The 11,151-nt window shown below is 72.4% G+C and carries 12 protein-coding genes; 8 read left to right on the top strand and 4 right to left on the bottom strand.

Annotation, left to right across the window (positions count from 1 at the left end; translation table 11 throughout):
- Nucleotides 1–199: 199 nt before the first annotated feature.
- Genes cydP through J2S22_RS16690 form a run of 5 tightly spaced genes read left to right on the top strand, consistent with a single transcriptional unit; the run spans nucleotide 200 to nucleotide 3,555 of the window.
- Nucleotides 200–388 carry a cytochrome oxidase putative small subunit CydP gene (gene cydP / locus J2S22_RS16710; protein ID WP_272778521.1) on the top strand — a complete coding sequence of 63 codons (189 nt, stop codon included), beginning with the start codon at nucleotides 200–202 and terminating at the stop codon, nucleotides 386–388.
- Nucleotides 378–1,934, top strand: a complete 1,557-nt coding sequence (locus tag J2S22_RS16705) for a cytochrome ubiquinol oxidase subunit I (RefSeq protein ID WP_272778520.1) — start codon at nucleotides 378–380, stop codon at nucleotides 1,932–1,934. Before cydP ends, J2S22_RS16705 begins: the two co-directional genes overlap by 11 nt.
- A gap of 18 nt (nucleotides 1,935–1,952) precedes the next feature.
- A complete protein-coding gene (gene cydB, locus J2S22_RS16700; RefSeq protein ID WP_272778519.1) occupies nucleotides 1,953–3,092 on the top strand; it encodes a cytochrome d ubiquinol oxidase subunit II in 1,140 nt (379 codons plus the stop codon).
- A 12-nt stretch (nucleotides 3,093–3,104) separates the two neighbouring features.
- Complete coding sequence (cydX, locus tag J2S22_RS16695) at nucleotides 3,105–3,254, top strand: cytochrome bd-I oxidase subunit CydX (protein ID WP_272778518.1); 150 nt, start codon at nucleotides 3,105–3,107, stop codon at nucleotides 3,252–3,254.
- Nucleotides 3,247–3,555 carry a cyd operon YbgE family protein gene (locus J2S22_RS16690; RefSeq protein ID WP_272778517.1) on the top strand — a complete coding sequence of 103 codons (309 nt, stop codon included), beginning with the start codon at nucleotides 3,247–3,249 and terminating at the stop codon, nucleotides 3,553–3,555. The genes cydX and J2S22_RS16690 overlap by 8 nt, the downstream gene beginning before the upstream one ends.
- A 54-nt stretch (nucleotides 3,556–3,609) precedes the next feature.
- On the opposite strand, the gene J2S22_RS16685 is transcribed toward J2S22_RS16690, so the two are convergent.
- Nucleotides 3,610–4,605 carry a Bug family tripartite tricarboxylate transporter substrate binding protein gene (locus tag J2S22_RS16685; protein WP_272777452.1) on the bottom strand — a complete coding sequence of 332 codons (996 nt, stop codon included), beginning with the start codon at nucleotides 4,603–4,605 and terminating at the stop codon, nucleotides 3,610–3,612.
- Between the two features lie 242 nt (nucleotides 4,606–4,847).
- Here J2S22_RS16685 and J2S22_RS16680 point away from each other — a divergent pair, with 242 nt between their 5' ends.
- Nucleotides 4,848–6,635: a gamma-glutamyltransferase family protein gene (locus tag J2S22_RS16680; RefSeq protein ID WP_272777453.1), complete on the top strand. Its 1,788-nt coding sequence runs from the start codon at nucleotides 4,848–4,850 to the stop codon at nucleotides 6,633–6,635.
- A gap of 77 nt (nucleotides 6,636–6,712) precedes the next feature.
- Here the strand turns inward: J2S22_RS16680 and J2S22_RS16675 are convergent, their stop codons facing one another.
- The 3 genes from J2S22_RS16675 to modB form a co-directional block, all read right to left on the bottom strand.
- Nucleotides 6,713–7,174 carry a hypothetical protein gene (locus J2S22_RS16675; RefSeq protein ID WP_272777454.1) on the bottom strand — a complete coding sequence of 154 codons (462 nt, stop codon included), beginning with the start codon at nucleotides 7,172–7,174 and terminating at the stop codon, nucleotides 6,713–6,715.
- Between the two features lie 207 nt (nucleotides 7,175–7,381).
- Nucleotides 7,382–8,491 (bottom strand): molybdenum ABC transporter ATP-binding protein, encoded by a 1,110-nt coding sequence (modC, locus tag J2S22_RS16670; RefSeq protein ID WP_272777455.1) that lies wholly within the window; start codon nucleotides 8,489–8,491, stop codon nucleotides 7,382–7,384.
- Nucleotides 8,488–9,186: a molybdate ABC transporter permease subunit gene (modB, locus tag J2S22_RS16665; RefSeq protein ID WP_272777456.1), complete on the bottom strand. Its 699-nt coding sequence runs from the start codon at nucleotides 9,184–9,186 to the stop codon at nucleotides 8,488–8,490. The genes modC and modB overlap by 4 nt, the downstream gene beginning before the upstream one ends.
- A 256-nt stretch (nucleotides 9,187–9,442) precedes the next feature.
- Here modB and J2S22_RS16660 point away from each other — a divergent pair, with 256 nt between their 5' ends.
- Nucleotides 9,443–9,985 carry a hypothetical protein gene (locus J2S22_RS16660; RefSeq protein WP_272777457.1) on the top strand — a complete coding sequence of 181 codons (543 nt, stop codon included), beginning with the start codon at nucleotides 9,443–9,445 and terminating at the stop codon, nucleotides 9,983–9,985.
- Nucleotides 9,986–10,111: 126 nt separating this feature from the next.
- On the top strand, nucleotides 10,112–11,149 hold the full coding sequence (locus tag J2S22_RS16655; RefSeq protein ID WP_272777458.1) for a YeiH family protein: 1,038 nt from the start codon (nucleotides 10,112–10,114) through the stop codon (nucleotides 11,147–11,149).
- Nucleotides 11,150–11,151 lie beyond the last annotated feature (2 nt).

Here is an 11,151-nt window from a genome sequence, read left to right as displayed (position 1 = left end):
CACAATATGCAAAAACCAGCATGCAATGACACCGGCCTCCGCCGCCGCTCGTGATCTGATGCCGAAAACACGCGGTTTCACGACGGTCGGCGGCTGGCACGGTTTATGCGGTTCGTCTCGCCGGGGCCGATCCGCGCCCCTCGACCGGCCCGCAGGGCGACCTCGCGGCGAACGTGCAACCACTCTCGGACGACCATCCATGACCGGGCGCGATCTCCGCCTGCGCAACGAGCTCGTCGCGCTCGTCGTTCTCAAGATCGGGGTTCTCGTCCTCCTGTGGCTCGTCTTCGTGCACGGCGCGCGTGTGCCGGTCGATGCCGCCGCCGCGGCGCGCCACGCCGTGGCGGAGCCGAGCCTTTCCCCGACAGGAGCGCCTCATGGTCTCTGATGCCCTCGTCGACCTGTCGCGGCTGCAGTTCGCCGCGACCGCGATGTATCACTTCCTCTTCGTGCCGCTGACGCTCGGGATGACCTGGATTCTGGTCATCATGGAGTCGGTCTACGTGATGACCGGCAAGACCGTGTACCGGGACATGACGCAGTTCTGGGGCAAGCTGTTCGGCATCAACTTCGCGCTCGGCGTCACCACCGGAATCACGCTGGAGTTCCAGTTCGGCACCAACTGGGCCTACTACTCGCACTATGTCGGCGACGTGTTCGGGGCGCCGCTGGCGATCGAAGGCCTGATGGCGTTCTTCCTGGAGTCGACCTTCATCGGCCTGTTCTTCTTCGGCTGGGACCGGCTCTCCAGGGTGCAGCACCTCGTCGTGACGGTGCTGATGGCGATCGGCACCAATCTCTCGGCGCTGTGGATCCTGGTCGCCAACGGCTGGATGCAGAATCCGGTCGGGGCCGAGTTCTCCTTCGTCACCATGCGGATGGAGATGACCGACTTCTGGGCCGTGCTGTTCAATCACGACGCCCAGGCGAAGTTCGTCCACACCGTGTCGGCCGGCTACGTGACCGGCGCCGTGTTCGTGCTGGCGCTCTCGTCCTGGTACCTGCTGCGCGGCCGCGACATCGCCTTCGCCAAGCGCAGCTTCCGGATCGCCGCGGCGTTCGGCTTCGCCTCCGCCTGCTCGGTGATCGTGCTCGGCGACGAGTCGGGCTACTCGGTCAGCGAGGCGCAGAAGACCAAGCTGGCCGCCATGGAGGCGAGCTGGGAGACCGAGGCGGCGCCGGCCGGCCTGAACCTCGTCGCCGGCATCAACGAGAAGGAGATGCGGAACGACTGGGAGGTGAAGATCCCGTGGGTGCTCGGGATCATCGGCACCCGTTCGGTCGACCGCCAGCTTCCCGGCATCAAGGAGCTGCGGGTCCACAACGCCGGGCGCATCGCCTCCGGGGTCGAGGCCGTCCGGGCACTGGAGACGCTGCGCCGCGATCCGGCCGACGCCGCGGCGCGCGAGCGCTTCGAGGCGCACAAGGCCGATCTCGGCTTCGGCCTGCTGCTGAAGAAGTACGTCGCCTCGATGGACGAGGTGACGCCCGCCCTGATCGAGCGCGCCGCCGCCGACACGATCCCGGCCGTCGCCCCGATGTTCTGGTCGTTCCGGATCATGGTGGCCCTCGGCTTCATGTTCTTCGCGCTGTTCGGCCTGGCGTTCTGGCACAGCCTCCGCAACACCTTCCAGGACCGGCGCTGGCTGCTGCGCTGGGCGTTCTGGTCGCTGCCGACGCCGTGGATCGCCTCCGAGCTCGGCTGGTTCGTCGCCGAGTACGGCCGCCAGCCGTGGACCATCTACGGCGTCCTGCCGACCCATCTCTCGGTGTCGACCCTGACCGTGGAGAGCCTGTACGGCTCGATCGCCGGCTTCGTCGGCTTCTACACGATCCTGCTCGTCGCCGAGCTCTATCTGATGGTGAAGTTCGCGCGGCAGGGGCCGGGCAGCCTCGGCACCGGGCGCTACGCCGGCGAGCCCTCCCACGCCTGACCAACCGGAAACGCGATCATGCTCGACTACGAAACCCTGAAGATCGTCTGGTGGCTGCTGGTCGGCGTGCTGCTGATCGGCTTCGCCGTGATGGACGGCCACGACATGGGGGTCGGCACGCTGCTGCCCTTCGTCGGCCGCGACGACACCGAGCGGCGGGTCGTCATCAACACCGTGGGGCCGCACTGGGACGGCAACCAGGTGTGGTTCATCACCGGCGGCGGCGCCATCTTCGCGGCCTGGCCGCTGGTCTACGCCACCGCCTTCTCGGGCTTCTACTGGGCCATGCTGGCGGTGCTGTGGGCCCTGTTCTTCCGCCCGGTCGGCTTCGACTACCGCAGCAAGATCGCCGATCCGCGGTGGCGCTCCACCTGGGACTGGGGGCTGTTCGTCGGCGGCGCCGTGCCGCCGCTGATCTTCGGCGTCGCGTTCGGCAATCTGCTGCAGGGCGTGCCGTTCCACTTCGACGCCAATCTCGTCCCCTACTACACGGGATCGTTCTGGGCGCTGCTCAACCCGTTCGCGCTGCTCTGCGGCGTGGTGTCGAGCGCCATGATCACGTTCCACGGCGGCATCTACCTGATGCACCGGACCGAGGGCGACATCCAGGCGCGCGCCCGCCTCGCCGTGCTCGGCGCCGGCACGGTCGTGCTGGTCGGCTTCACGGCGGCGGGCGTCTGGCTGTGGGCGGACGTGCCCGGCTACGCCATCGGCTCGGCGATCGATCCGGCCGGGCCGGCCAATCCGCTCGCCAAGACGGTGGTGCGCGCGCCGGGCGCGTGGCTCGCGAACTACGGCCGCCACACGTGGATGCTGCTGGCCCCGGTGCTCGGCTATGCGGGCGTGCTGCTCGGGATGCTGCTGGCGTGGCGCGGCCGGACCCTGACGGCGTTCGTGGCCTCGTCGTTCGGCATCGCCGGCATCATCGCCACGCCGGGCGTGTCGATGTTCCCGTTCGTGATGCCGTCGTCGACCCATCCGGGGTCGTCGCTGACCGCGTGGGACAGCGTCTCCAGCCACCTGACCCTCGGCATCATGTTCTGGGCCACCTTGATCTTCATGCCGCTGGTGGTCGTCTACACCAGCTGGGCCTATCGCGTGATGGCCGGCAAGGTGACGGCGGCCTATGTCCGCGAGCACAGCCATTCGGCCTACTGAGGGGAGCGAGCGATGTGGTACTTCGCATGGGTGCTCGGCATCGGCTTCGCGGTGCTGCTGTCGATCCTCAACGCCATGTGGCACGAGGCGCAGGAGGACCGCGTGACGATCTGCGGCGGGCAGCAGGGAGGCGGGACGATCGATGCCGGACAGTATGCCTGACGCGGCCACGGCGTTCGTGCCGGAGCGGCCCGGCGCTCGGCCGGGTCCGGGGTGGAGCGTCCCGGCGCTGCTGATCGGGATCGGCGTCGCCGTCACCGTGACCATCTATCCGCGCGCCGTGACGCGGCCGGACGGCGCCCCCGACATGCTCGCCGCGGCGCTGCTGTTCGTGGCGATGAGCGCCGGCTTCGTGCGCGGCACCGGCTTCGTGCCGCGCAATCTCGTCGGCCGCCTCGGGCTGTCGCTGCCGGTCAGCCTGCTGGCGCTGGCGGCCGCCGTGGTCCGGCTGATGCCGCTCTAGCCGGCGGTGCCGGACGGGCGGCCGCCGCGGCCGCCCGTCCGGCCGGGCCGCGTCTCACTGCAGCTTGATGCCGAGCTCGCGGATGGTCCGGCCCCACTTGTCGGCGTCGGCGACCGTCATGGCGCCGAGCTCGTCGGGGGTCGAGCGGGCCACCTCGACGGCGAGGTCCTCCATCCGCTTCCTCACGTCGGGCAGGAACAGGATCCGGCCGAGCTCGGCATTGAGCTGGGAGACCACCGAGGAGGACATGCCGGCCGGGCCGTAGGCGCCGTACCACACCGACATCTCGTAGCCGGGCAGCGTCTCGGCGACGGTCGGCACGTCCGGCAGCAGCGCCGAGCGCCGCGCCTCGGTGACGGCGAGCAGCCGCAGCTTGCCGACCTTCACGTGCTCCAGGCTCTGGGTGCCGGCCGTGAAGAAGACCTGCGTCTGGCCCGCCACCGTGTCGACCACGGCGGGCGCGCCGCCCCGATAGGGCACGTGCAGCATCTCGACGCCGGCCATCTTCTCGAACAGCGCCGCCGAGAGGTGGTTGGTCGAGCCGTAGCCGGCCGAGGCGTAGGTGACCTTGCCGGGATTGGCCTTGGCGTAGGCGATCAGCTCGGGAATGGTCGTCGCCGGCACCGAGGGATGCACCACCACGGTGTTGGTGACGTAGGCGAGCAGGCCGATCGGCGCGAAGTCCTTCACGCCGTCGAACGGCATGGAGGCGAAGAGCGCGTGGTTCATGGTGTGCACGCTCATCGTGTTGAACAGGATCGTGTGGCCGTCCGGCGCGGCGCGCGCCACGAAGGCGGCGCCGACATTGCCCGACGCCCCGGTGCGGTTCTCGATGACGACCGGCTGGCCGAGCGACTGGCGCAGGTGATCCGACACGATGCGGGCCAGGATGTCGGTCGAGCCGCCGGGCGCGAACGGCACGACCAGGCTGATCGGCCGCTCCGGCCAGGTCTGGGCCCGCGCCGGGGCGGCGGCCAGGCCGGCGGCGCCGGCGACACCGGCGAGGCCGGCGAGAACGGAGCGGCGGGTGGGGGTCGGACAGGCGGTCATGCGGGTCACCGGGTCGGAGCGATGCTTGCGGCCCGGTGTTCCGGCTGACACGAGGACGCCGCGATGGCTCGTGGAAAGCGGCCGACTATCGCGGGTTTTCGACGCAGGTCAATCGCAGCGATCGGCGTGACGCGCCGGCCGCGCAGCCCAGGCGTGTGCCCGGCGCAGGCGCCGCGATCGCGTGTTTGACAACGCATGGCGTGCACGGTTCGGTGCGCCGTCCTCCTCGCCTGCGAGCCGTCATGCACACCTTCACGACCCGTCCTGAGATCCGCGGCACCTTCGGTGCGATCGCCACCACCCACTGGATCGCCAGCGCGGTCGGCATGTCGGTGCTGGAGCGCGGCGGCAACGCCTTCGATGCCGCGGCCGCTGCCGGCTTCGTGTTGCAGATCGTCGAGCCGCATCTGGTCGGCCCCGGCGGCGACCTGCCGATCATCCTGAAGGCGCACGACGCGCCGGCCCCGGTGGTGATCTGCGGCCAGGGGCCGTATCCCGCGGCGGCGACGCGCGAGGCGTTCGGAGCGCTCGGCCTCGCCCAGGTGCCGGGCACCGGCCTGCTGCCGTCCGTGGTGCCGGGGTCGTTCGACGCCTGGATGCTGCTCCTGCGCGACTACGGCACCTGGACGGTCGCCGACGTGCTGGCGGCGGCGATCGGCTATGCCGAGACCGGCTTCCCGGTGCTGCCGCGGGTGGCGTCGTCGATCTACGCGGCGCGGGACTTCTTCAAGGCCGAGTGGCCGACCTCGGCGGCCGTGTGGCTGCCGGGCGGTGAGGTGCCGCGGCCGCGCGCGCTGATGCGGACGCCGGCGATCGCCGCGACCTACAGGCGCATCGTCGCCGAGGCGGAGGCGGCGGGGCGCGACCGCGTCGCCCAGATCGAGCGCGCCCGCGACGCGTTCTATCGCGGCTTCGTCGCCGAGGCGATCGACCGCTTCTACGCGACCGCGGCGCTGATGGACTCGACCGGCCGCCGCAACCGCGGCCTGCTGACCGGCGACGATCTCGCCCGCTACAGCGCCCGCGTCGAGCCGACCGTGTCGCGCCGCTTCGGCGAGGTCGAGGTGCACAAGACCGGGCCGTGGGGGCAGGGGCCGGTGATGCTGGAGACGCTGGCGCTGCTCGACGGCTTCGACCTCGCCGCCATGGATCCGGCCGGGCCCGACTTCGTCCATGTCGTGGTCGAGAGCATGAAGCTCGCCTATGCGGACCGCGAGGTCTTCTACGGCGATCCCGACGTCGTCGACGTGCCGCTCGACACGCTGCTGTCCGACGACTACGCGGCGGCGCGCCGCGCGCTGATCGGCGAGACCGCCTCGACCGCGTTGCGGCCGGGCGACTTGGCCGGCGCCGCCGAGCGCATGGCGCGGGTGCTGGCCATGGCGGGGCGCGAGACGCCGGTCGGCCTCGGCCACGGCGAGCCGACCTTTCCGCCGCTGCCGGTCGAGTGGGGCGACACCGTGCATCTCGACGTGGTCGACCGCTTCGGCAACATGATCTCGGCGACACCGTCGGGGGGCTGGCTGCAGAGCTCGCCGGTGGTGCCGGGGATCGGCTTCCCGATCACCACGCGCGGCCAGATGGGGTGGCTGGAGCCCGGGCATCCGTCGACGGTGCGGCCCGGGGCGCGGCCGCGCACCACGCTGACGCCGACGCTGGTCACCCGCGACGGCGAGGCCTGCCTCGCCATCGGCACGCCGGGCGGCGACCAGCAGGACCAGTGGGTCGCGGCGGTGCTGCTGCGGCACCTGGTGCACGGGCTCGACCTGCAGGCGGCGATCGACGCGCCGCTGTTCACCTGCCGGCACTTCCCGCAGTCGTTCTATCCGCGCACCATCGAGCCCAACCGGCTGCTGATCGAGGAGCGGTTCGGCGAGGCGACGCTCGCGGCGCTGCGGGCGCGCGGGCACGACCTGAAGGTGGAGGGGCCGTGGTCGCTCGGCCGCGTCTGCGCGGTGGCGCGGCGCGACGGCATGATCACGGCCGCGGCGACGCCGCGGCTGATGCAGGCCTACGCGATCGGCCGCTGACCGGCCGCCGTCCGCGACGATCCGGTCGCGCGGAAAAAGGGCGGGCTTCCGCCCGCCCTCGAGATCACGTCACGTGATCAGCACTGGCTGTAGTCGGGCCGGTAGGCGCCGCGCACCGGGCAGTTGCTGCGGCCCCAGCCCCACGTGTTGCCCCAGCCGCCGCCCCAGCCGACGCTGCGGTAGCCGGGCGCGTAGGCGTAGCCGCTGTATCCCGGGCTGTAGGCGTAGCCGCCGCCCCAGCCGGGCGCGTAGCCGTAGCTCGGGCCGTAGCCCCACGACGAATAGCTGTAGGTCGGGCCGTAGGCGTATCCGGGCGCGTAGGCGTATCCGGGGCCGCCATAGTAGCCGCCGCCATAGTAACCGCCGTAATAGCTGCGGCTGGAGCTCGCCGCGGCGGCGCCGATGATGGCGCCGGCCGCCAGCCCGACGCCGGCGGCGGCGAGGAAGCGGCCCTTGCGGGCCTCGGCGGCGGACGAGGTCACCGCGAGCGCGCCCGCCAGAGCGAGGGCCGCGGCCGTCTTGGTCGTCATGAACGGCATGATGATCTCCTGCGCGTTGCCCCACACGGCGCGGCGGCACCCGCCTGCCTGCCCGTGCGACACCGGACCAATGCGAAGAGGCGTCCGGCGTTCCGGTTCCGGTCGGACGACGGCGGCCGGGATCGGCCGCCGCGCCTCGATTGGTCGCGCCAGGCGGGCGGCGGGTTCGTGCGGCGGATCACAAGGCCGTGCGCGGGCGCGGCATCGTCAGGCGGGGGCGGAGGCGGGGGCGAGGGCGACCGACTGCTCGTCGAGCGCCACGGTCTTGATCAGCGCGAAGACCGGATGGCCGGGCGCGAGCCGGAGCTCGTCGAGCGCCTTGCGGGTGGCGGAGGCGAGCACGTGCCCGTGGCCGTCGAGATCGACCACGATGCTGGCGAGCGGGCCCGCGTCGGCCTCGATGCGGGCGATGGTGCCGTGCAGAACCGTGCGGACGCTCAGGCCGCTCGGCCGCTCGGTCGCGAGCGTCACGTCGGTCGCCCGGATCACCACCCGGCAGTCGCGGCCGGGCGGCCCGGCCCGGCCGGCGAGCCAGATGGTGCCGGCGGAATGCGCGAGCTCGGTCAGGCCCCACGTCTCGTCGTGGCCGGCGACCCGGGCGGTGACGAAGGAGGCGCGGCGGAACCGGCTTTCGCCCGCCTGGGCGACGCTGCCGCCGAACACGTCCTCGACGCTGCCGGCGGCCGCCACCCGCCCGTGCGCCAGCACGACCACCCGGGCGGCGAGGCGCGCCACCTCCTCGACGGCGTGCGACACGTAGACGATCGGGATGCCGAACTCGTCGCGCAGCCGCTCGATCAGCGGCAGGATCTCCTGCTTGCGCTCGGCGTCGAGGGCGGCGAGCGGCTCGTCCATCAGGAGGAGCCGCGGCGACGACACCAGCGCCCGGCCGATGGCGACGCGCTGCTTCTCGCCGCCGGAGAGGCGGCCCGGCCGGCGGTCGAGCAGATGGCCGATGCCCAGCGTGTCGACCACCGGCTCGAGCGCGATGCGCCGCTCCGCCTTGGGCGCGAACCAGCGGCCGAACAGGAGATTGTGCTTCACGCTGAGATGCGGGAACAGCTGCGCGTCCTGGAACACGAGGCCGATGCGGCGGGCGTGCGGCGGCACGAAGGTGCCGGCCGCGGTGTCGACGAGGGCCCGGCCGTCGAGCGCGATCACGCCGCGGTCGGGCCGCGTCAGCCCGGCGATCAGGCCGATGGTGGCGCTCTTGCCGGAGCCCGACGGGCCGAACAGCGCGATCACGCCGCCGTCGCTCTCGAAGGCGATGTCGAGCGCGAAGGCCCCGAGCGTCTTGCCGACCGCGACCCGGATCATTCGAACTGCGCCAGCTTGCGGTTGGCGAAGCGCTGCACGGCCTCGGAGACCACCAGGGCGCCGAGCGCGATGACGATCGACACGATGGTGAGGCGCAGCGCCGCGGCGTCGCCGTCCGGGGTCTGCGTGAAGGTGTAGATCGCCGCCGAGATGGTCTGCGTCTCGCCCGGGATGTTGGAGACGAACGTGATGGTCGCGCCGAACTCGCCGAGCGCCTTGGCGAAGCACAGGATCGAGCCGACCATCAGGCCGGGCAGGGCGAGCGGCAGGGTGACGAGGACGAAGGTGAAGGGCCGGCTGGCGCCGAGCGTGCCGGCGGCGTCCTCCAGCCGGCGGTCGATCGCCTCGATCGACAGCCGGATCGCCCGCACCATCAGCGGGAAGCCCATCACGCCGCAGGCGAGCGCCGCGCCGGTCCAGCGGAACGAGAAGACGATGCCGAAGTTCTCCGCCAGGAAGGCGCCGATCGGCCCGCGCCGGCCGAACAGCAGCAGCAGCACGTACCCGGTGACGACCGGCGGCAGCACCAGCGGCAGGTGGACGAGGCCGTCGAGCAGCACCTTGCCGGGGAAGCGCCAGCGGGCCAGCGCATAGGCGACGAAGATGCCGAACGGCAGGCTCGCCAGGGTCGCGACGATGGCGATGCGCAGCGACAGGTGGACGGCGGTGAGCTCCTCGGGGGTCAGGTCCATCATGGCCGCCGGAAGGCCCCGATCTCGGCCTCGATCACGGTCCCGCCGCTGTCCGTCGTCCGCATTCCCGGCCGCCTCCTGCGCGTCCGTCGGTCCGGACGCGCGTGTCGTGCTGTAGCGTCGCGAATATAGCGGGGCGGGCCCGCCGATGCCAAGCCCGGGGCCGCGGCCGACTCCGGTCGATATCGGGGTTGCGCGCCCGGAGCGGCGCGGCGACAGTCGGCGCCGGTCGCGGGGGCGCGGCCGGGAGGAGAAGGGCGTGACGGCACCGGAGGAGCTCTACTGCCGGCTCGACAGGCGCAACCGGATCGTCGGGGTCGGCGGTGCGTGGGACGCCTTCGCGCTCGGCAACGACGGCGCGAGCGCGACGGTCGCCCGGGTGCTCGGCACCGACCTGCTCGTCCACGTGACCGGCGAGCCGACCCGTGCGCTGCTCGACACGGTGCTGTGGCGGGTGCGGCGCCGCGAGGACCCGGTGGTGCTGCCGTTCCGCTGCGATTCGCCCGACCGCGAGCGCCACATGGAGATGACCCTGCGGGCCGAGCCCGGCGAGGGGGTGCTGATCGCCTACCGGCAGCTGCGCACCGTCCCGCTGCCGTTCCGGCTGCCGCTGAACTTCTCGGCGAGCGGGCTGCCGCGTGGCCGCATGCTGTTCCGCTGCTCGAGCTGCAACCGCCTGCTGCGCGACGGCGTCTGGCGCGAGCCGGCCACCCTTGGCGAGCTGCCCGAGGTGCCGATCGCGGTGAGCTACGGCATCTGCGGCGACTGCCGCGCCGCCGTCGACCGGCTGCTGCCGGGGTGAGGCGGCGCGCCCGGCCGGCCGCGGCCCGCGTTGACGGTGCGCGCGGGCGTCCCCTAGATACCCGGGTTCCCGCATGCGTTCGCCGCGCCGGGCGGGGGCGCCCTCCTGGTCCCGACCGAGCCCCCGATGTCCATGCCCCTCTCCCGCACGACCGGACTCGCGGCGGCGCGCGCCGTCGCCCCGGGCCTCGCCCTCGCCGGGGCGGTCGCGGTCGCGGCCGTCGCGCTGGCGCCGCTGATCGCCCCGGTGGCGCCGATCCCCGCCATGGTGGTGGCGCTGCTGATCGGCATCGCGCTCAACCGCGTCGCCGCCCGGCCGGCCTTCCAGCCCGGTCTGGTGCTGAGCGTGAAGACGATCCTGCGCTGGGCCGTGGCGCTGCTCGGGCTGCGCATCGGGCTCGGCGACATCGCGGCGCTCGGCCTGTGGTCGGCCGTCCTCGTGGTGGTCGCGATGGCGGCGACGGTGGTGACCGGCTTTCTGTGCGCCGGCGCCTTCGGGCTCGCCCGCGGCTTCGGGGCGCTGGCCGGCGCGGGCACGGCGGTGTGCGGCGCCTCGGCGACGCTCGCCACCGCGACCGTGGTGCCGGCCTATCCGGGGCGCGAGGCCGACATCGCCTTCGTGGTGGTCGCCGTCAACGCGCTGTCCACCGTCGCCATGGTGGTCTATCCGCCGCTCGCCACCGCGCTCGGCTTCGATCCGCAGGCGACCGGCATCCTGCTCGGCGGCACCATCCACGACGTCGCCCAGGTGGTCGGCGCCGGCTACGCGGTGTCCGAGCCGGTCGGCAACACCGCCGTGATCGTCAAGCTGTTCCGCGTCTTCCTGCTGCTGCCCGTGATCGTCGCCATCGGCTGGTGGATGGTGAAGGCGACGCCCGGCGGCGCCAAGGCGCCGGTGCCGGTGTTCGCCCTGGCGTTCCTGGCGCTGTGCGTCGTCAACACGGTCGCGCCGGGCGTGCCGGCGATCGCGCCCCTCTATGGGGTCGCGAAGGATCTGCTGGTCGGGCTCACCACGGCGATGCTGCTCCTCGCCATCGCGGCGCTCGGGCTCGGCACCTCGCTCGCCGCCATGAAGATGCTCGGCTGGCGCCACCTCGTCACGGTGTGCGTGACCACCGTGGTGATCCTCGCGGTGGTGACGGCGGGGCTGCTTCTGCTCGGGTGAGC

The sequence above is a fragment of the Rhodoplanes tepidamans genome, assembly GCF_030813915.1.
In the GTDB taxonomy this organism is placed as follows: Bacteria; Pseudomonadota; Alphaproteobacteria; order Rhizobiales; family Xanthobacteraceae; genus Rhodoplanes; species Rhodoplanes tepidamans.
The sequence above is the reverse complement of the archived record's forward strand: the minus strand, read 5'-3'. Positions and strand labels throughout refer to the sequence as shown.